The sequence below is a fragment of the Streptomyces eurocidicus genome, assembly GCF_002891295.1.
In the GTDB taxonomy this organism is placed as follows: Bacteria; Actinomycetota; Actinomycetes; order Streptomycetales; family Streptomycetaceae; genus Streptomyces; species Streptomyces eurocidicus.
In genome coordinates this window covers 130,068-149,514 of the sequence record NZ_LGUI01000010.1, presented here as the reverse complement: position 1 = coordinate 149,514, position 19,447 = coordinate 130,068, and the positions used below count along the sequence as shown (strand labels likewise).

The following is a 19,447-nucleotide window of genomic DNA, read 5'->3' as shown; positions in this document are numbered from 1 at the left end:
CCTCGATAAGGATGCGAAATGGCTCGCCACCGGCTACGCCGTCTCAACCGTCTCGCCGGGTGCGCGGCGGCCTCGGCCGTCGCTCTCGCCGTGCTGCCCGCCGCCCCGGCACTCGCGGACTCCGGCTCCCCGACCCCGCACCTGGACGCCGTCGAGAAGACGCTGCGTCAGGTCTCGCCCGGTCTCGAAGGGAGCGTGTGGGAGCGCACCGCGGGCAACAAGCTCGACGCCTCGGCCGGTGACCCGGCCGACTGGCTGCTGCAGACCCCCGGCTGCTGGGGCGACGACAAGTGCGCCGACCGCCCCGGCACCAAGAAGCTGCTCGCCAAGATGACCGAGAACATCTCCAAGGCGCAGCGCACCGTCGACATATCCACGCTGGCGCCCTTCCCCAACGGCGCGTTCCAGGACGCGATCGTCGCCGGCCTCAAGTCCTCGGCGGAGTCCGGGAACAAGCTGAAGGTCCGCGTCCTGGTCGGTGCCGCGCCGGTCTACCACGCGACCGTGCTGCCCTCGAAGTACCGCGACGAGCTGGTGTCGAAGCTCGGCAAGGCGGCCGGCAACGTCACCCTGAACGTCGCCTCGATGACCACGTCGAAGACCGCCTTCTCGTGGAACCACTCGAAGCTCCTCGTCGTCGACGGCCAGTCGGCGATCACCGGCGGCATCAACAGCTGGAAGGACGACTACCTCGACACCACCCACCCGGTGTCGGACGTCGACGTCGCCCTGACCGGCCCCGCCGCCGGCTCCGCGGGCAAGTATCTGGACACGCTCTGGTCCTGGACGTGCGAGAACAAGAGCAACATCGCCAGCGTCTGGTTCGCGTCCTCCAACGGCGCCGGGTGCATGCCGGCCATGGAGAAGGAGGCGAACGCCGGCGCGGCCAAGCCCACCGGCGACGTACCCGTGATCGCCGTCGGCGGCCTCGGTGTCGGCATCAAGGACAGCGACCCGTCCTCCTCCTTCCGTCCGACGCTGCCCACCGCGTCCGACACCAAGTGCGTCGTCGGCCTGCCCGATCGCACCAACGCCGACCGTGACTACGACACGGTCAACCCCGAGGAGAGCGCCCTGCGCGCGCTGGTCGCCAGCGCGAGCAGCCACATCGAGATCTCCCAGCAGGACCTCAACGCGACCTGCCCGCCGCTGCCCCGCTACGACGTCCGTCTCTACGACGCCCTCGCCGCGAAGATGGCCGCCGGCGTCAAGGTCCGCATCGTCGTCAGCGACCCGGCCAACCGCGGCACGGTCGGCAGCGGCGGCTACTCGCAGATCAAGTCCCTGAACGAGGTCAGCGACCTGCTCCGCAACCGCCTCGCCCTGCTGACCGGCGACCAGGGCGCCGCGAAGACCGCCATGTGCTCCAACCTCCAGCTGGCGACCTTCCGCAGCTCCGCCAGCCCGAAGTGGGCCGACGGCCACCCCTACGCCCAGCACCACAAGCTGGTCTCGGTGGACGGCTCCGCCTTCTACGTCGGCTCGAAGAACCTCTACCCCTCATGGCTCCAGGACTTCGGCTACATGGTGGAGAGCCCGGACGCGGCCAAGCAGCTCGACGCTAAGCTGCTGGCCCCGCAGTGGCAGTACTCGCAGGCCACCGCGACCTTCGACTACGCGCGCGGCGTCTGCCAGGGCTGACCCGGCCGGCCGCATATGACACGGCTCCCGCCGGACGTCCTTGAGGATGTCGGGCGGGAGCCGTCCCGCTTTACGGGGTCGGTTCAGCTTTACGGGGCCGGTTCAGCGCAGGTCGGTCAGGGCCGTCAGGGCCGCCACCTTGCCGGACGGCCGGGCGTCCGCGCCGCAGTACTCCGCCTCCACCAGGGCGTCGAGGTCACCGGTCCAGTCGCCGTTGAGGTTGAACGCGCTGGTGTGACGGCCGTCCGCGGACGACGTCGCCAGGGTGGTGGAGCCGTGGATGCCACCGGTGTGCAGCCAGACGTCCGTCCCGCAGGACAGCCTCAGGGACGAGACGCCGAGGCCGTAGCCCCCGGGGGCGCCGCTCCCGGTGGGCACCGTGGTGAGCAGCTCGCGCTGCTGCGCGCGCGGCAGCAGCTCGCCGCCGAGCAGCGCGCGGTAGAACCGGTTCAGGTCACCGGCCGTGGAGATGATCTCACCCGCCGCGCCGCCCCAGGAGGGGTTGAGCTCGGTGGTGTCGTAGATCTTCGCGTCGGGGGTGTCCGCCAGCTTGCTGTAGCCGCGGCCGTGCGGGCCGGGGATCCGCGGCGAGGTGCCGGGCAGGGTGGTGGCGCGCAGCCCCAGGGGCTTGATCACCCGCCGCTCGATCTCCTCGGGGTAGGAGCGGCCGGAGACCTTCTCCACGACCATCCCGGCGAGGATGTAGTTGGTGTTGGAGTAGCCCCAGCCCGTGCCCGGCCGGAAGGACGGCTCGTGGGCGGTGGCGATGCGGACCAGCTGACGCGGCGTGAACGTGTCGTAGCGGTGCTCCGGGAAGCCGGTGGTGATCTTCTCCCGGAACCCCGGGTCGTCGGTGTAGTTGTAGATCCCGCTGGTGTGGTTGAGCAGCTGCCGGACGGTGATCAGACGGCCGTCGTGGCCGTTGCCCCGGACGGTGCCCGGCAGCCAGTGGTCGACCGTGTCGTCCAGGTCGATTCTGCCCTCGGCCTCCTGCTGGAGCAGGACGACGGAGACGAACGCCTTGGAGACGCTGCCGATCCGGAAGCGGTCCTGGTCCCGTCGCGGCCGCTGCGTGGTGAGGTCCGCGACCCCGGAGGACGCCTTCCAGACCTCGGCGCCGTCCCGGGTCTGCCCCAGCACCCCCGGGATCCCGGCCTTCACCTGGGCCTCCATCGCGGCCCGGGTGGCCGTGTGCGGGTCGTGCCCCGTACTGCCACCGGCCGAGATACCGGCCCCGGCGGCGGCCGAGGCGGGGACCGTGAGGACCCCCGCCGTCACCGCCGCCGTGGCCAGCGCCCCTACCAGTGCCCTGCGTACCGTGCGTATCCTCATGCGTTCCCGCCCCTTCTTCCCGTTCTTCCCGCTCTTCGTGTTCCCGGTGTGCTTCCTGTGGGTTCCCCCGAGGTGTACGCCCGGCAGGACTCCGTCAACGGCCGGACCGTTGAGCGGCATTGAGCGGACGGGGACCGGATCCGGCCAGTGGGGCGCGAGGGAGCAGGGAGGCGTCCGGGGCCGAAGTGACACCCCTGAAACAGGGGCACTCCATGAGAGATCAGGCTAAAATGGACAGTTGGTCGCGCGCTGTGCGAGGGGATGGACCCGATGGACACCGACGAGATCTGGCAGGCGACCGATATCGAGCGGCTGGGCCTCGCCGACCTGCTGGACGAGCTCTCCGACGAGGAGTGGGAGCGCTCCTCCCTGTGCGCGGGCTGGCGGGTCCGCGACGTCGCCGCGCACCTCGCCCTGTCCCGCACCGGCCCCGGAGCCGTGCTGATCGGCCTCCTGCGGGCCCGGGGCAGCTTCGACCGCATGGTCCGCGACACGGCCCGCCGCTACGCCGCCCGCCGCCCCACGGCGGCCCTGGCCGCCGAGCTGCGCGGGATGGCCGGATCACACCGTCACGCCGTGGGGACGACCCCGCTGGAGCCCCTCCTCGACGTCCTGGTGCACGGCCAGGACATCGCGCTGCCGCTCGGCCGCCCCCGGGAGATGCCGCCGCCCGCCGCCGCGGCCGCCGCGACCCGCGTCTGGACCATGGGCTTCCCCTTCCACGCCCGCAGACGCCTGCACGGCCTGCGCTTCGCCGCGACGGACGCCGTCTGGGCGGCCGGCGAGGGCCGGGACGTCGAGGGGCCCATCGCCTCGATCCTGCTGGCCCTCACCGGCCGCCCGGCCGGCCTCGACCGGCTCACCGGGGCGGGCGCGGCCGAGCTCCGCCACCGCGTCGGCGACCCCGGGCCGCGCCACCGGGTCCGCCCCGGGCCCGGCCCCGTGCCCCGGCGGGCGGCGCCTTGACCCGGCGCCTTGACGCCCGGGGCCACGATCGGCTGAACCCTCGCCCCGGCCCCCGCTCCGCCGGTCACCGTCAGGTATAACTCCCTCACGCATCGTCCCTGCTCACGGGCCGGGACCGGCGTCCCCGGGGACCGGGTCCGCGGCGCGTGTAGCTTTGCTGTACGGCCGCGCCGAAGACACCCGCGCGGCGCGCATTCGTCACCTTCGCGTGTACTGCCGTGCCGGTACCGCCCTACCGATACAAAGGACGCCCCACCGATGCCGTACGTGCGCCACTGGTTGCGCAATTCCATTCTGCTGTTCGCGCTCGCGATCACGCTGGGAATGGTCGCCGCGCACACCCACCTGATCCAGCCGCACGACCTCCGGCTGGACCGCACGATCCAGATCCACACCCGCGCCGAGTGGCTGAACCACGTGATGGAAGGGATCAGCTATCTGGCCTCGCCGGTGGCGGGCGTCATCATCCTGGCGATCTGGAGCGGCTGGCTGCTGTTCGTCCGCCGCAGGCCGACGAAGGCGGCCGCCACCTTCCTGGTGGTCGCGGTCGGCTGGAACAGCACGCAGATCGCGAAGGCCATCGTCGCCCGGCCCCGTCCGCCGCGCGAGTTCATGCTCGACCCCGAGATCGGCTCCAACAGCTTCCCCAGCGGGCACACCGCCTTCACCGTCGCCGTCGTCGTCGCGGCGTACTTCCTCCTCCGGGAGAGCCGGCACCGGCGGACCGTCCTCGTCTGCGGCGTCCTCGCCGTGCTGCTGGTCGCCTTCTCCCGGATGTACGTCGGCGCGCACTACCCGACCGACACCTTCGGCTCGGTGCTGATCGCCGGCTCGGCGATCACCTTCGTCACGGGCCTGTGGCACGTCTGGCTGGAGCCGAACCTGCACCGGATCCCCCTGATGGAGCGCTTCGGCCTGGAGCGCGAGCGGGCCGAGCTCGCGGCGGCGCAGGGCGACCACGCACACGGCTCGGTGCCGCGGAACCGCCGCCGTCCGGGGAGCCCGGCCGCCTCCGGCGGGCGGCACCGCAGGCACGCGGGCCGCTGACCGCGGCACCGACGGCCGTCCGGGAGGGCGGGGCCGCTGCGCGGGGCTTTGTCCCCGCCCCTTCCCGAACCGGGGCTCCGCCCCGGACCCCGGTCCTCAAACTCCCCAGCTACCGCTGGGAGGTGCCCCCGGATGAGCTGAAGTCAGCCCGTCCGGGGGCCCGGGGGCTTGCCCCCGGTTTCGGGAAGGGGCGGGTCGGGGACAGAGCCCGCCCCCGCCGGCCGCCCCCGCCCTTCCGTATTTCTGTAACCGGTTCTACTGTGTGCGCCGTCACAGCGGCGGCGAGACACGGGAGGGCCCGGTGGACCTCGAGTACACCCCGGCACAGCGGCGGTTCCGCGCCGAACTGCGCGCCTACTTCGCCGAGCTGGTGCCCGGCGGCGCCGCCGCGCGCCACTTCGACCCCACCGAGCAGAAGCGCTTCTACCGGGCGACCGTCCGCCGGCTCGGCGCCGACGGCCGCCTCGGCGTGGGCTGGCCGAAGGAGTACGGCGGCAGCGGTATGACGCCCATGGAGCAGTTCGTCTTCTTCGACGAGGCCGCGCAGGCCGGAGTGCCGCTCCCGCTGATGGCGCTCAACACCGTCGGCCCCACCCTGATGCAGTTCGGCACCCCGGAGCAGAAGGCGTACTTCCTGCCCCGCATCCTCTCGGGCGAGCTCGACTTCGCCATCGGCTACAGCGAGCCCGACGCCGGTACCGACCTCGCCTCGCTGCGCACCCGCGCGGTGCGCGACGGCGACGCGTACGTCGTCAACGGCCGGAAGATCTGGACCACCAACGGGGACACGGCCGACTGGATCTGGCTGGCCGTACGCACCACCCCCGTCACCGACGGCGTCCCGCCCCACCGGGGCATCAGCATCCTCCTCGTCCCCACCAGCTCACCCGGCTACTCCTGCACCCCGATCAGCACCCTCGCCTCCCACGGCACCACCGCCGGCTACTACGACGACGTCCGCGTCCCCGTCACCCACCTCGTCGGCGAGGAGAACAAGGGCTGGCGGCTGATCACCACCCAGCTCAACCACGAGCGCGTCACCCTCGCCGCGCACGGCGCCACCGCCCTCCGCGCCCTGCGCGACGTCCAGCACTGGGCGGCGGCCACGAAGCTGGCCGACGGCCGCCGCGTCGCCGACCTCGGCTGGGTCCGCGGCCGCCTCGCCCGTACGCACCTGCGGCTCGACGCGATGAAGCTGCTCAACTGGCGCATGGTGGACGCCCTCCAGCGCGGCGGACTCACCCCCCAGGACGCCTCGGCCGTCAAGGTCTACGGCTCCGAGGCCCGCCGCGACGCCTACGCCTGGCTCATGGAGATCCTCGCCGCCGCCGGCCCCCTCAAGGAGGGCTCGGCCGGCGCCGCGCTCCACGGCGAGCTGGAGCGCGGCTACCGCAGCGCCGTCATCTTCACCTTCGGCGGCGGCAACAACGAGATCCAGCGCGAGATCATCTCCTGGCTCGGCCTGGGCATGCCCCGCGTCCGCCGCTGAGCGCCCGGCCGGGGTCAGGAGCTGGTGAGGACCACGAGTCGCTGGGTCGCGCGGGTCATCGCGACATAGCGGTCGACGGCCCCTTCGACGCCCTCGCCGAACGCCTCCGGGTCGACGAGGACGACCAGGTCGAACTCCAGGCCCTTCGACAGCTCCGGCGTCAGCGACCGGACGCGGGGCGTCGCGCGGAACGTGGGATCGCCGATGACGCAGGCGATGCCCTCGGGGTGCTCGGCGAGCCAGCTGCCGAGGACCCGGTCCCGGTCGGCGGTGGAGCCGTGGACGACGGGGATGCCGCTGCCGCGGATGGAGGTCGGCACATTGGCGTCCGGGAGCGCGGCGCGGACCACCCGCTCGGCCTCCGTCATGACCTCTTCCGGCGTGCGGTAGTTGATGCTCAGGGAGGCCACGGTGATCCGGTCGAGCCCGGCCCGTTCGAGCCGTTCCCGCCACGACTCCGCGAAACCGTGCCGCGCCTGGGCGCGGTCGCCGACGACGGTGAAGCTCCGGGACGGGCAGCGGAGCAGCAGCATCCGCCACTCGGCGTCGGTCAGCTCCTGGGCCTCGTCCACGATGACGTGGGCGAACGGGCCGTCGAGCGGCTCCCGCCCGGCACCGGGCAGCGCGCTCTCGTCGACCAGGGTGTCCTGGAGGTCCCGCCCGCGCAGCATCCCCACCGCGCCCTCGCTCTCGTCGATCACGACGTTCTGCAGCAGGCTGTCGATGGCGTCGGCCCGGCGCGCGCGTTCGGCGGCGACGGCGGCCTCGCGCCGGCGCTCGCGGACGGACGCCTCCGGGTCGCCGAGCCGCTGCCGCGCCGCGTCCAGCAGCGGCAGATCGGACACCGTCCACGCCCGGGGGTCCGCGCGCCGCAGCCTGCGGACCTCGTCGGGACCGAGCCAGGGGGCGCACTCGCGCAGATAGGCGGGGACCGTCCACAGGTCGCCGACCAGGTCGGTCGCCTCCAGCATCGGCCATGCCCGGTCGAGGGCCCGGGTCAGGTCCCGGTCCCGCAGCAGCGACCTCCGCAGCAGGCCGGGCTCGACGTCGCTGTCGTCCTTGTCGATCAGGATCGTGAGCAGTTCCTCCCGGATCTGCTCGCGCGCCTCGTTGTGCGGGGTGCCCGGTTCCACCGCTTCGAACGCGGCCGCCCAGTCGTCGGCGCTCAGCCATATGTCGGACCAGTGGCTGGAGACGGTCATCCCCTCGGTCGGCGGCTCCTCGTAGATCCGGACGGCCGGTTCGATCGCCTTCATCATGTCCGCGGACGCCTTCAGCCGGGCCACCTCGGGGTCGGTCTCGACCGCCGCTCCGGCGCCCTCCGCGACGAGGTCGCGCAGGGTGCAGGTCAGCACGCCCTCCTCGCCGAGGCTGGGCAGGACGTCGGCGACGTAGGCCAGGTACGGGCGGCTCGGACCGACGAAGAGCACGCCGCCCCGGCGGTGACCGAGACGGGGGTCGGAGTAGAGGAGGTGGGCGGCGCGGTGCAGGGCGACGACGGTCTTGCCCGTGCCCGGGCCGCCGTCGACGACGAGGGCGCCGCGGGATCCCGCCCGGATGACGGCGTCCTGGTCGGACTGGATGGTGGAGAGCACGTCGCGCATCCGTGCCGAACGGTTGCCGCCCAGGCCGGCGATGAACGCGGACTGGTCGTCGAGCGCGGCGTGCCCCTCCAGCCCGTCGGCGGTGAACACCTCGTCCCAGTAGTCGCTGATCCGGCCCCGGGTCCAGCGGTACCTGCGGCGGCTCACCAGGCCCATCGGGTGTGCGTGGGTCGCCGCGAAGAACGGCTCGGCCGCGGGCGAGCGCCAGTCGAGCAGCAGCCGGCGCCCGGTGCTGTCGGTGAGGCCGAGGCGGCCGATGTACACGGGCCCGGCGCCGTCCGCCGCGACGAAGTGCCCCAGGCACAGGTCCAGGCCGAAGCGGTGCAGGGTGCGCAGGCGCCCGGTGAGGCGGTGGATCTCCGCGTCGCGGTCCATGGCCTCGCGGCCGATGCCGCCGGGAGCCTTGCGCGCGGCCTCAAGGCGGTCGGACAGCTCGGCGATCGCCTGCTCCAGACTCTCCGAGACGGCCGCGAAGTGCCGCTCGTCGCCGCGGGTCAGGGCCGGGTCGGCCTTGGCGGAGAGGTGGCCGGGAAGGTCGAAGGCGCTGGTGGTCAAGGAGGTCATGGCGTCAGCTCCGATCCGAGGTCGCCGCCACGGCGGCCGACGGCGTACCCACCCGTATCCCGGCGCCGAGCGCCCGCACCCGGGGTACGCGCCCCCGCACCGATCCGACGTCACCGCACGACCTGTGAACCGACAACACGCGCACTTCGCACATACCCGTACATCCCCCGTTTTTTCCCAAGGCTCCGGCTGAGATGCGCGATTCTGCCCCACCACCGGGGCCTTGCCGCAAGGCCCCCAGTACGCTATAAGTTAAGAGTGGCGAGGAGTGGGTACACCTTCTCGCCTTTGTCTTGCCCTCGTTGCCCTCCGCTGTCGTCCACCGCCTTCCAACGCCCTCCGTCACCCGGGGCTCCCCAGTCCGCACAGGGCCGCCGTCACCAGTGCCGTGACCCCCGTCGGCAGCGCGATGCGCACGTGCGGCGCGAAGAGCGGCGAGTGGTTCGGCGGCAGCGCGGCGAGCTTCTCCGCCGCGGTCGTCCCGGGGGCGGCCGCCCAGGCGCGCGGGCCGGCCGTGCCGAGCATCCAGTACGCCGTCGGCACCCCGTCCGCCGCGAACAGCGGGAAGTCCTCCGTCGCCATGGCCGGCGGCCACGCCGCGACCCGGGGCCCGCCGAAAGCCGCCTCGTGGGCCTCGCGGACGGCGGCGGTCAGGCCGGGGTCCGGGAGGTTCACGGGGGAGCGGTTCACCACGGTGATCTCCGGCGGCGCCGGGCAGGCCGAGGCGGCGCACTCCGCCCGTACGATCCGGTCCACCGCCGCGCAGACCCGGTCGAGCGCGTCCTCGGAGAAGCCCCGTACCGTCAGGCCCAGTTCGGCGCGGTCGGGCACCACGTTGGCCCGGTCGCCGGCGCGCAGCTCGCCGACGGTGAGGACGACCTGCTCGGCGGGCGCCGTCTCGGCGGCGACCACGCCCTGCAGCCGGAGCACCGTGGCGGCGGCGGTCACCACCGGGTCCACCGCCAGATGCGGCACGGCCGCGTGCCCGCCGCGCCCGTGGATAACGGCCCGGAGGGTGACGCCGCCCGCCGTGACGGGCCCCGCGCCGTGCGCGACCATGCCCGCGGGCAGTGGCGCGGAGTGCTGGGCCAGCACCGCGTCCGGGCGGCCGAACCGCTCGTGGAGGCCGTCGTCGAGCATGGCCCGCGCACCGCTCAGGGTCTCCTCGGCGGGCTGGCCGATGAGCATCAGCGTGCCCCGCCACCGCCCCCGGTCCCGGGCCAGTACGCTCGCCGCGCCCGCCGCCGCGGCCAGGTGGAGGTCATGGCCGCAGGCGTGCATGACGGGCACCGGGGCGGTCACCCGGCTCGCGTAGGGCAGCCCGGTGCGCTCCCGGACGGGCAGGGCGTCGAGCTCGGCGCGGAGCGCGACCAGCGGGCCCGCGCCGTTCTCCAGCACGCCGACCACGCCGTGGCCGCCGACCCCGGCCGTCACCCGGAAGCCCTCCGCCGTCAGCCAGTCGGCGAACCGGGCCGCGGTCCGCTCCTCCTCCCCGGACAGCTCGGGGTGCGCGTGCAGGTCGACGTAGAGGGTGGTGACCGCTTCCAGCAGGTCCTTGGTGAGCACGGCGACTCCTGGTCGAGGGACGATGAGGACGGGGCCGCTGACGCCTCGTGTCAGCGGTCGGCACAGTGATCGGTCAGCGGGCCCTGGTGGACTTGCGGAGCAACGCACGCACGGCGCGGCGGGCGACCGCCGCGCACGGACAGCCAAGGAGACCGCCATGGCACAGAAGACGGAACTCGCCTCCCTCGCCCAGGAGATCCTGGAGCTGGAGTCGGAGACCTTCGAGATTTCGGACTACTCGGACGCCAGCGAGGTGGTCCTCGCCGGTTCCACCAGCTCCAGCTCCACGAGCACCTGCTCCAGCACCACCAGCACCACCAGCTGCTCCGCCTGATCTCCTCGGGCCCACGCGCCGGCGGCCCTCCCCGGGACGGGATCTCCCGCCCGGGGAGGGCCGCCGGCTTTGTGCCCGGGGCAGACGCGCGCCCGGGTCAGGCGCGCGCCGGGGAAGGGGTGCGTCAGGGGAAGGGGTGCGGCACGCGGCGCAGTTCCGCGTCCGTGAGGTCCGTGTCCCGCAGCCCCGCGCGCCGGAACGCCGTCCTCAGCCGGGGCATGCCCAGGACCCGCTGCCGGTCCCAGCCGAAGTCGATCGGGATCAGCCCGGGGACGACCGTCGACACGGTGTGCAGCCCCATGCGCTCCTGCTCCGGCGAGGTCTGGTCGACGACGATCACGTCGAACCCGGCGGCCGTCAGCTCGTCCCGGCACAGCAGGACGTCGTCGAGGAGATCGCCCGTGGCAGGCCGCCGCTCCCGCCAGCCGGCGTAGAGCTCGTCCACCGGGCGCACCGCCGCGGGCTCCAGGTACTCGCGCGCGTGCCGGGCCATCCGCGGCAGCCCGTAGAGCCGGGCGTGGTGGGTGAGGTGACGGACCTTCGAGAAGTCGTCGGCCATCTCCTCCAGTTCCGCCCGGTGCTCCGCCACCTGGCGGTCCAGGTGGGGCAGGTACGTGAGCACCTCCGACAGGGCCGCCTCGACGGCCTCCTCCGGGTCGAGCCGCGCGCCCGCCGCGAAGGACAGCGTGCCGAGGCCGCCGTCGCGCCGCACGGCGAGCGCGGTGACGACGGGCACCGCCAGATCGACGCGGTTGTCGAAGGCGCGGACGTCGTACCCCTGGAGCGCCGCCCGGTCGGCCATCGCCCGTACCGCGCCGCCCCGGCAGGACGCCAGGTCGATGCCGGTGAGCCGGGCCCGGCCGTACCAGCCCAGCAGGAACGCGTCCCGCTCGATCAGCTCCAGCAGGCCGAACAGGACGGCCTCCTCCAGACAGCTGCCGGTCGCGCAGCCGTTGGAGCTCTCGAAGACGAAGTTGTCACTGCCGCGCCCCGCGCCGTAGTAGACCGCCCGGGCCGGGACCAGCACCGTGCGGTCGTCGCGCAGGGAGTACCCCCGCACCCAGGGGATCTCCCGGGCGGGGTCGAACGGGGTCACCATGGGGTCGTCGCGGTACGTCTCCGGTGCGTACGTGCCGCAGTCGCGCGGGTCGATCGCCTCCGCGCGGACCTCGTCGTAGGCCGCCACCACGGGCGTGCCGCCGTGCCGCCGGTGGATGCCCGCGTACCGTTCGAGACCCTCCAGGAAGGCCAGCGTCCGGCTGGACCCGAAGGAGTTGGCCTGGCCGCTCCAGGTGACGTCGGACAGGCCCGCGTAGGTGCGCACGAAGACGGAGCCCGCGACGGGGGAGGTCGTGGGCGACGCGACGTTGAGCCAGGTGCCCTCGCCGAGCGCGCCGCACACGGGGTTGGCCAGCGCGCCCCTCGGCAGGGGGTACGAGCCGGCCGGGCGCAGCCGGGCCGCGTCCGCGCCGGGCTTGGGCCGCGACACCAGCTCCGGCCGGGCCCGGGGCTCCGGGTCCGGCACGCACGCGGGGCACAGCGCCTCGGTGAGCAGCGGCAGGGTGGTGATCCGCAAGGTGGCCAGGTCGATCCGGGACACCTGGGGCAGCGGGAGGTCCGCGGCGGTGTGCCACTCGCCCGCCGGGCGGCCCGCGGCCGCGGGGCGGCCACCGAGCAGGACCGCCTCGTACACGGCCCAGACCGTGTCCACGGCGTACTCCGGCAGGACGGGCCACGGGCCGGCCGCCGTCATCCGGCGGCCCACCTCCAGCGCGTCGCGCTCGGACCGCGAACGCAGCCGCTGCCAGCGCCGGGCGAGGCAGTTGCCGCAGGCCGCGGTCGCCTCGTCGGTGGCGCCCCAGGGGCCGATCAGCACCGCCTGCGCGGTGAGGTGCACGGTGGCGCGGGCGCGGAGCGCGGCGTACGGATCCTCGCCGGGGCGGAACGCGTCGGCCGCGCCCACCGGTACGACCAGGGGCGCGGCCGCGCCGGCGGGCCGGGCGGCGGCGTGGAAGCGCTCGGTGAGGGCCCGCTGGAGGAGCTCGCACGCGGCGGCCATCGGGGGCGGGGCGGCAGTCGTGCTCATGGTCATGACTCGTTGCTCCAGCGGAAGGTCTTGAGCGCGATGACGCCGAACACCAGGGCGAACACGGCGAGGCCGGCGCAGGCGACGGCCGTCGACGCGAGGTCGGCGCGCCCGGAGACCGCCTTCGATATCCCGTCGTTGAGATAGCCCAGGGGCAGCACCTTGGACACCGACTGGAGCCATGACGGCATCGCGTCGAGGGGGTAGAACGAACCGGACAGGAAGGCCATGGGCACCATGACGCAGTTGGCGACCGCCGCCACCGCCTCGGGCGTGTCCGCGCGCGACCCGATCACCATGCCGATGGCGAGGAACGCCGTGATGCCGCACACCAGCACCGGCAGCGCCAGCGGCCAGGTCGCGTCCACCCGCAGACCGAACACCGGCAGCAGCGCGACACCGATGAACAGCACCGCTTGGACCGCCCCGATGACCAGGGCGATGACATACCGGGAGGCGAGCACGGAGGCGAGCGGCGTGGGCGTCGTCCGGACGAGCCGCAGCAGATCGTCCCGCCGCCACTGCATCAGCGTGAACGCCACCCCGAAGACGGCGGCGTTGCCGACGCCCCAGGACAGCACGCCCGGCGCGATGTAGTCGATGTAGCCCCGCCCGCTCGCCTCCACCGTCTTGCCGCTGAAGATCAGCCCGAAGACGACCAGGAAGATGAGGGGGAAGGCGAAGGTGAAGAAGACCGTGGTCTTATCCCTGACCGAGGCGCGGTAACTCGCTGCGGTCAGTGCGCTGTACGCGCTCATGCGCGTCCCTCCGATCCGGTGAGCTCACCGGTGAGTTCCAGATAGACGTCCTCCAGGGTCGCGGTGCGCGTCCGTACGCCGTCGAGCCCCACGGCCGCGCCGAGCGCGGCCAGCACCGGGCCCGCCGCCCTGGTCTCCAGGACCACCGAGCCGCCCTCGACGACGACCCGGTCGACGCCCTCGAACCCCCGGGCCCGCTCCGCCGTGATCCGGTCGGCCGGCACCAGCAGCCGGGTCGGCGCCTTCGCGGCCCCGACCAGCCTGCCGGGGCTGTCCAGGGCCACCACGGAACCCGCGACGACGATCGCCACCCGGTCGCAGAGCGCCTCGGCCTCGTCCAGGTGGTGCGTGGTGTAGACGATGGTGCGCCCGGCGCCCTTCAGCGCGCGCAGCACCTGCCACAGGGCCCGGCGGGCCTGCGGGTCGAGGGCGGCGGTCGGCTCGTCGAGGAAGATCAGCTCGGGTTCGTGGACCAGCGCGGAGGCGATCGCGAGCCGCTGCCGCTGACCGCCCGAGAGCACGTCGACCCGCACGCCGCCCTGTTCGGCCAGCCCCACGAGGGACAGGGTGCGCGCCACGCCGGCCGGGTCGGCGCCGTAGAGCGCCGCGACGGTCGCGAGGTGCTCCCGCGCGGTCAGCCGGGTGAAGAACGCGGAGCTCTGGGTCTGCACGCCGATGCGCGGCAGGAGCGCCATGTTCCGCGGCCACGGGGGCGCGCCCAGGACCGACAGCGAGCCGGAGTCGGCCCGGCGCAGCCCCTCCATGATCTCCACGAGGGTGGTCTTGCCCGCGCCGTTCGGGCCGAGCACGCCGAAGAACTCGCCGCGCTCCACGGTAAGGGTGATGCCGTCCAGGGCCTGTTTGTCCCCGTAGCGCTTGCGCACCCCCTCCAGTACCAGGGCGGGGCCCGCCGCCTGTCCGGTCGGCTTCTTCTGTGTCATGGATTCCTCAGCTTCACTTCCGTGTTGCGGACAAGGCCCGGGCGTCCCGGCCGCGGCGTTTCGCCCATGGACCCGTCGCCGCGACCAGCGCGGCGACCAGCAGCGCCGGGACGACGGCCGCCCATATGCCGTAGCGGTCCCCCTGGAGGCGGTGGCAGACCAGGACGAACCCGGCCCCGCTGCCGCAGACGAGGAGGACCGCCCCCAGCCCGTAGGCGGTGTAGGCGACCCGTGCCCCGCGCGGGTAGCGGGCGACGCCGTCGCCGCGCCGTACCGCCCGGGCGCACAGCAGCCGCAGGAAGCGGCGGCTCTCGGTGGCGTAGTCGGTCATGCCCAGGGCGTGCCCGAGCATCTTGTAGCCGTCCATCGGCGGCAGCGGCACCAGATTGGTGAGCGCCAGCACCGAGCCGATCAGCAGCAGCCCGGCCAGCGGGCCGCGCGCCGGGTCGCCGCCGGGCAGCAGCGACCACAGCAGCCAGAACGGCAGCAGGAAGGCCAGGTTCATCACCGTGCCGGCCGCCGCGGTGGCCACCCGCGCCCAGCGGGTGGGCAGATAGAGGTAGTTCTCCACCTTGCAGTACATGAAGACCATCGGCAGGTGCCAGCGCAGCCCGATCTCGCTGACGGTCCCGCCGAAGCGGCGCGCCACCACCCCGTGGGCCAGCTCGTGCAGCGCGGTGCTCACCCACAGCAGCGTGAACACCGCGAGCAGCGCCGCCGGCTGCCGGAACAGCCGGAGCGCCTCGTGCGCGAAGTCGCCCAGGCGCAGGCCCACGAAGAGCTCCATGCCGAGGGCCAGCAGCAGTACGGGCACCACGCACACGGCGGACAGCAGCGGGCCGAAGACCTTGTGCAGCCGGTCGGTGGTGGCCGCGGCGTCCGCGGTCAGCCGCAGTGTGCCCTTGAACGGGGTGCGGCGCCCGTCGCCGGCCCCGGGCGGGGCGGGCGCCGGGGCGGCTTCCGCGCCCGTCAGCAGCCCCCGCTCCCACAGGAGGCGCAGCAACTGCCCCCAGTTGGCCTCGCCCAGCCTGCGGCCGAAGCGCGCGGCGTACTCCTCGCCGATCTCCCCGAGCGTGCGGGTGCCGTCCAGCCGGGCCATCAGGAAGTGCTCCTTGACCCCGACCTCGAACGACTGCCCGCTGCGCGGGTCCTTCACGAGGTGCACCAGGGCCGGGCCGCGCCGCAGCGCCGTGCTGCGCAGCACCTCCGCGCGCAGGGCGGGCCGCTGGGAGAGCAGCCCGGTGGTCATCGGACGCTCTCCTCGCGCAGGGCGCGCCCCAGGACGTACGACAGGTACGCCTCGTCGCGGATCGTCACATGGAGGCGGTTGTTGGTCATGTGCATATAGGGGGAGAGCAGCAGGGGCAGGGCGACGGCCGGGTCGGTCACCCGCTCGTCGGCGGTGCCGTCCCAGGAGCGGAAGACGAGCTCCCCGCCCACGGCCAGCGCGGTGGCGCGCTCCCGCAGCTCGGCGCAGTGCGCGGCCCAGCCGCGCAGGAAGCGCGGCAGACGGTCGGACTCGCCCCGGGCCAGGGCGTCCAGGACCGCCTCGAAGCGCCGGGCCAGTGCCCGGCCGGTGGTCTCGTAGCCGCGGTCGTACTCGCCCGCGCCGATGAAGTTCGTCCCGGAGAACGCCTTGTGCCAGAAGACGTGGTACCGGTCCAGATATCCGGCGAGCTCCTCCCGGTCGGGCAGGAAGCAGCCGGCCATCACCATCATCAGCTGGGCCGAGGTGCCCAGCCGTACGGTCCGCAGGTGGAGATTCATACCGCGCACGGCGTCGATGACGAGCTCGCTGGAGTGCCGGAAGTGCCACTCGGCGAGCGCGACCCCGGCCGGGCCGCCGTACTTGCCGTACTCCGGCTCGTAGGGCTGCCGGCTGAAGCTGTTGTTCGGTTTGAGCCTCATCCGCCCGTCGGACGCGAGGAAGCCGTCCCGCTCGTCCGCCGGGAACTCCAGCTCGAAGAGGGTGTTGTAGAACTCGTTGAGGAACCCCGAGGAGTCGACCTCGTAGAGCGCGGGGCGCTCCCGGAGGAAGGCGGCGACCGCCTCCTCGGCGCGAGCGAGCACGGCCTCCGTGGCCGCCTCGGTCGCGGGCTTCAGCCGCAGCCGGATGTGGGGTCCCTCCAGCCAGTAGTTGATGAAGAAGTGGCTCTCCAGCAGGCCGTCGGCGAGGAGTCCCTCGACGAGCGGGCCGACGCACCGGGTCATCAGGGGCGCCGGGTTCGCGGCGTAGTGGATGTGCAGGGCCTGCCAGGCGCCGGGCGCGGCCGCCGGGGGGCCGGCGGGTTCGGGGCTGGATACGGTCATGACGGCGCACCGGTTCCTTTGCGGTCGTTGCGGAGGGTCTCGACGGCGAGTTCGACGACATGGGTGCCCCGGTCGGAGACGGCGCGCAGACCGTCCTCGTCGGGCAGCGCCTCACGGAGGACCACCCGGTCCCCGGGGTCCTTCAGCAGCCCGTCCAGGGCGGTGAGCGAGAGGGGGCTGTCGAAGTCGACGTACTGCGGCTTGGCCCGCGCGGCACCACCGGCGGTCCCGGCCGGGGTGACGGTGGCGAAGACCCGGAGCGGCAGCCGGTGTTCCGCGCGCCAGCGCCGCCAGGCGAGGAACCAGGACGCGTCGTCCTCCGGCCCGGGACCGGCGGGGCGTGCGGGCAGCGCGGAGGCGGGCGCGGTCCAGCTGCGCCGGCTGAGGACCAGGCCGCCGTAGCGCACCCGGGGCCGGCGGGTCACCCCGTTCTCGGGCGCGCCCTCCGGGACCCCGCCCCACACGTCGAGCGGCGCCATGGAGGTCGGGGAGAGCAGCAGCAGGGTGCGGGGGATCTCGGGGAGCGCCAGGGGCACGAGATAGCCGAGGTAGACGGGGACGACCTCGCGTCCGAGCCGCCGTGAGCGCAGCACGAGCCGGTCCGCCGCCGGGTCGTCCTCGACATAGAGGTCGTCGAGGTGGATCCGGTGCTCCCCGGGAACCGAGCTGGTCTCGCCGGGGCAGACGATCTCGTAGTCCGTGAGGCGCCCGTGCAGGTTGAGGTTGCTGGTGACGAAGCCACCGGTGATCTCGGCGAACACCGCGCCCTCCGGCTGCGCGGCGGCCGCGGCGTGCCGGACGCGGTCGGCGAGGGTGCCGCCGTCCCCCTCGGCGTCGTCGTAGCAGTGGGTGAAGCGGCTGAAGGGGAAGGCGAGCCCGCCGTACGACTGGTTGAGCACGGCCAGCGGATCCCCGTCGCGGCGCACCGGCTGGAGGAAGTGGCTCTGCGGCGCGAAGTCCGGCGCCACCCCGGCGAGCTTTCCGGCGACGGCGTCGACCGTACCGGCGTGGACGCGGATCTCCTCGGCGCCCCGCGCGGTGTCCCACAGCCGGCGCATCCGGGCGGTCCACTCCGCACGGGCCGCGTCCACGGCCGTGATCTGGGGCAGGCCCAGCCAGTTGGGCTCGGGGACGTACGAACCGTCCTCGTCGAACGGCTTCCGGCGCGCGGCGAAGGTCAGGTACTGGTCGTAGAAGTCCTCGTGGAAGTCGTGCACGAGCCTCAGGAGGTCCTCGCAGCGGCCGCCCCGGCCGTACCGCGCCCGGAAGAAGCCCTTGAGCGTGAGCCGTTGGGGCAGCGTCAGATCGAAGGCGGGCAGCACGCGTTCCAGCGAGCGCAGCGACGCGAACGGGCCGCCGTCGGGGCCCTCCCAGGCCCATGGGTCACAGCTCACGGCGGATTCCGCCGCCGGGTCGCCGGACCCGGCGCGCACGTCCTCGTAGAGCAGGGTCTGCGGCAGCGCCGGTTCCGGGGCCCCGAGCCCCCGCTGGATCCCGGCGAGCGACTCGCGCAGCTCGGCCAGCAGCTCGCGGCGCCGCCCGGCGCCGGCCGCGGCGTAGCGGTCGACACAGGCGACCGGCCGCTCCAGGGCCTCCGCGAGCTCCTCCGCCCAGGGGCGCGCCACGGCGCGCAGGGAGTCGCGGAAGGCCCGCAGCGGATCGGCCGCGTGGACATCCGTGCGCAGCGCGGGGATCTGCACCATGCCCAGCTCCAGCAGCGCCGTCAGATAGCGCTCGCACTCCTCCCGGTCCGCGTCGCGCTCCTCGCCCAGCCACCGCGCCAGCTCCTCGTACCGCACCTCGGGACGCCGTGCGAAGAGGGCGAGCAGCCGCTCCAGGGTGCCGCTGCGCCGGAGGAAGAACAGCCGGTCGCCGGCCACGTCGAAGGTGACGGCCGCGCCGTCGTCGCCCGCGGTCAGCGAGCGGCGTACGTAGCGGATCCGGTCGTCGTCGTGCCCCCAGCCGGAGGCGAGGACGACGGGCAGGTCGGCGCGCCGGGCGGGGTCGGCGAGGATCAGCTCGGTGAGCCGGGCCAGGACGACGACGTTGAGCCGGGGGTGGCTGGACCAGACCTCGGGGAGGCGGATCGTCTCCTCGCCGTCCCCCGGGCGGGCTTCGGGGCCGGGCGCGGCGAAGCGGCCGAGGGCCACCGCCGTGAAGGTACTGAAGGGGCTGGTCTTACGGGCGGTCCGGTAGAGATAGGCCAGGGCCGAACGCTCGACCTTGCGCAGCCGTTTGTCCGGCCGCCGGGCGGGATCGGTCCGCGCGTACGCGTCCAGCCGGCCTTCCAGCGTCGGCGACGCGAGCAGCAGCCCGAGCCGCAGCCGCTCCTCGCCCAGCAGGCGGCGCAGTTCGGCGCGGCTGCGGGCGGTCCCGGCGGCGAGCAGCGCGGCGCCCTCGGCGCGGAGCGCCTCCAGGGCCCGGTGGTCGCGCACCCAGCCGGCGACCGCCTCGGCGGTCGCCGGGTCGGCGGTGGCGACCAGGGCGACGGCCTCCTCGGGCGCGGCCGGCCGCTTGCCGTTGAACACCTCCCGGCGCAGGCGCAGCAGCCGGCGCCGGGCGTGCTCGTCGCCGGCGCCCTTGACGAGCGGGTGCAGCCGGTCGCTGAGCTCGGCGCCCCGCGACCGCAGCCGGGTCTCGGCGTGCAGCGCGCGGTCGGCCCAGTCGCCGGCCTCCGGGCAGCGCAGGCCGTGCACGGACTCCAGTGGCAGCCCGGCCACGCGCAGCATGAACCGGGGGCCGAGCGCCCAGCTCGCGCCGTCGTCCGGGGTGGTCCGGTGGGTGGTCTGGTGGGTCATGGCTTCCCCGT

The 19,447-nt window shown here is 73.9% G+C and carries 14 protein-coding genes; 5 read left to right on the top strand and 9 right to left on the bottom strand.

Translation table 11 applies throughout. The features are described 5' to 3' along the window. The first annotated feature begins 18 nt into the window (after positions 1-18). The gene (locus AF335_RS26960) at positions 19-1,641 is read left to right on the top strand and encodes a phospholipase D-like domain-containing protein (protein WP_102921032.1); all 1,623 of its coding nucleotides are present in this window, start codon (positions 19-21) and stop codon (positions 1,639-1,641) included. A gap of 102 nt (positions 1,642-1,743) precedes the next feature. Here the strand turns inward: AF335_RS26960 and AF335_RS26955 are convergent, their stop codons facing one another. After that, on the bottom strand, positions 1,744-2,973 hold the full coding sequence (locus AF335_RS26955; RefSeq protein WP_102921191.1) for a serine hydrolase domain-containing protein: 1,230 nt from the start codon (positions 2,971-2,973) through the stop codon (positions 1,744-1,746). Positions 2,974-3,243: 270 nt separating this feature from the next. On the opposite strand from AF335_RS26955, the gene AF335_RS26950 reads away from it, so the two are divergent. The 3 genes from AF335_RS26950 (at position 3,244) to AF335_RS26940 (ending at position 6,475) form a co-directional block, all read left to right on the top strand. Beyond that, positions 3,244-3,939 carry a maleylpyruvate isomerase family mycothiol-dependent enzyme gene (locus tag AF335_RS26950; RefSeq protein WP_102921190.1) on the top strand — a complete coding sequence of 232 codons (696 nt, stop codon included), beginning with the start codon at positions 3,244-3,246 and terminating at the stop codon, positions 3,937-3,939. Positions 3,940-4,197: 258 nt separating this feature from the next. Beyond that, positions 4,198-4,986, top strand: coding sequence for a phosphatase PAP2 family protein (locus tag AF335_RS26945; protein WP_102921031.1), 789 nt, complete (start codon positions 4,198-4,200; stop codon positions 4,984-4,986). Between the two features lie 301 nt (positions 4,987-5,287). Beyond that, entirely contained in the window at positions 5,288-6,475 is a 1,188-nt protein-coding gene (locus AF335_RS26940; protein WP_102921030.1) for an acyl-CoA dehydrogenase family protein, read from the top strand. 14 nt (positions 6,476-6,489) lie between these two features. Here AF335_RS26940 and helR read toward each other — a convergent pair whose 3' ends face one another. Both helR and AF335_RS26930 read right to left on the bottom strand, forming a co-directional pair. Continuing rightward, positions 6,490-8,643 (bottom strand): RNA polymerase recycling motor ATPase HelR, encoded by a 2,154-nt coding sequence (gene helR / locus AF335_RS26935; protein ID WP_102921029.1) that lies wholly within the window; start codon positions 8,641-8,643, stop codon positions 6,490-6,492. Between the two features lie 342 nt (positions 8,644-8,985). Beyond that, positions 8,986-10,209 carry an amidohydrolase gene (locus tag AF335_RS26930; RefSeq protein ID WP_244927173.1) on the bottom strand — a complete coding sequence of 408 codons (1,224 nt, stop codon included), beginning with the start codon at positions 10,207-10,209 and terminating at the stop codon, positions 8,986-8,988. Between the two features lie 157 nt (positions 10,210-10,366). On the opposite strand from AF335_RS26930, the gene AF335_RS26925 reads away from it, so the two are divergent. Then, positions 10,367-10,543, top strand: a complete 177-nt coding sequence (locus AF335_RS26925) for a thiazolylpeptide-type bacteriocin (protein ID WP_087929258.1) — start codon at positions 10,367-10,369, stop codon at positions 10,541-10,543. 124 nt (positions 10,544-10,667) lie between these two features. On the opposite strand, the gene AF335_RS26920 is transcribed toward AF335_RS26925, so the two are convergent. The 6 genes from AF335_RS26920 to AF335_RS26895 are packed head-to-tail and all read right to left on the bottom strand — an operon-like array spanning position 10,668 to position 19,436. Then, positions 10,668-12,629 carry a TOMM precursor leader peptide-binding protein gene (locus AF335_RS26920; protein WP_228773006.1) on the bottom strand — a complete coding sequence of 654 codons (1,962 nt, stop codon included), beginning with the start codon at positions 12,627-12,629 and terminating at the stop codon, positions 10,668-10,670. A 2-nt stretch (positions 12,630-12,631) separates the two neighbouring features. After that, a complete protein-coding gene (locus AF335_RS26915) occupies positions 12,632-13,387 on the bottom strand; it encodes an ABC transporter permease (RefSeq protein WP_102921027.1) in 756 nt (251 codons plus the stop codon). After that, positions 13,384-14,328 carry an ABC transporter ATP-binding protein gene (locus AF335_RS26910; RefSeq protein WP_102921026.1) on the bottom strand — a complete coding sequence of 315 codons (945 nt, stop codon included), beginning with the start codon at positions 14,326-14,328 and terminating at the stop codon, positions 13,384-13,386. Before AF335_RS26910 ends, AF335_RS26915 begins: the two co-directional genes overlap by 4 nt. A gap of 13 nt (positions 14,329-14,341) precedes the next feature. Then, positions 14,342-15,577, bottom strand: coding sequence for a metalloprotease (locus tag AF335_RS26905; protein WP_228773007.1), 1,236 nt, complete (start codon positions 15,575-15,577; stop codon positions 14,342-14,344). Then, positions 15,574-16,638, bottom strand: a complete 1,065-nt coding sequence (locus AF335_RS26900; protein WP_102921025.1) for a lantibiotic dehydratase C-terminal domain-containing protein — start codon at positions 16,636-16,638, stop codon at positions 15,574-15,576. The genes AF335_RS26905 and AF335_RS26900 overlap by 4 nt, the downstream gene beginning before the upstream one ends. Next, a complete protein-coding gene (locus AF335_RS26895; protein ID WP_228773008.1) occupies positions 16,635-19,436 on the bottom strand; it encodes a lantibiotic dehydratase in 2,802 nt (933 codons plus the stop codon). Before AF335_RS26895 ends, AF335_RS26900 begins: the two co-directional genes overlap by 4 nt. Between the last annotated feature and the right edge of the window lie 11 nt (positions 19,437-19,447).

What these genes read in the sequence shown, in the direction of transcription:
- AF335_RS26900 (WP_102921025.1), bottom strand. Translation starts at nt 16,638, where the DNA reads ATGACCGTATCCAGCCCCGAACCCGCCGGCCCCCCGGCGGCCGCGCCC.
- AF335_RS26925 (WP_087929258.1), top strand. Translation starts at nt 10,367, where the DNA reads ATGGCACAGAAGACGGAACTCGCCTCCCTCGCCCAGGAGATCCTGGAG.
- AF335_RS26910 (WP_102921026.1), bottom strand. Translation starts at nt 14,328, where the DNA reads ATGACACAGAAGAAGCCGACCGGACAGGCGGCGGGCCCCGCCCTGGTA.
- AF335_RS26950 (WP_102921190.1), top strand. Translation starts at nt 3,244, where the DNA reads ATGGACACCGACGAGATCTGGCAGGCGACCGATATCGAGCGGCTGGGC.
- AF335_RS26915 (WP_102921027.1), bottom strand. Translation starts at nt 13,387, where the DNA reads ATGAGCGCGTACAGCGCACTGACCGCAGCGAGTTACCGCGCCTCGGTC.
- AF335_RS26955 (WP_102921191.1), bottom strand. Translation starts at nt 2,973, where the DNA reads ATGAGGATACGCACGGTACGCAGGGCACTGGTAGGGGCGCTGGCCACG.
- AF335_RS26960 (WP_102921032.1), top strand. Translation starts at nt 19, where the DNA reads ATGGCTCGCCACCGGCTACGCCGTCTCAACCGTCTCGCCGGGTGCGCG.
- AF335_RS26945 (WP_102921031.1), top strand. Translation starts at nt 4,198, where the DNA reads ATGCCGTACGTGCGCCACTGGTTGCGCAATTCCATTCTGCTGTTCGCG.
- helR (WP_102921029.1), bottom strand. Translation starts at nt 8,643, where the DNA reads ATGACCTCCTTGACCACCAGCGCCTTCGACCTTCCCGGCCACCTCTCC.
- AF335_RS26920 (WP_228773006.1), bottom strand. Translation starts at nt 12,629, where the DNA reads ATGAGCACGACTGCCGCCCCGCCCCCGATGGCCGCCGCGTGCGAGCTC.
- AF335_RS26895 (WP_228773008.1), bottom strand. Translation starts at nt 19,436, where the DNA reads ATGACCCACCAGACCACCCACCGGACCACCCCGGACGACGGCGCGAGC.
- AF335_RS26905 (WP_228773007.1), bottom strand. Translation starts at nt 15,577, where the DNA reads ATGACCACCGGGCTGCTCTCCCAGCGGCCCGCCCTGCGCGCGGAGGTG.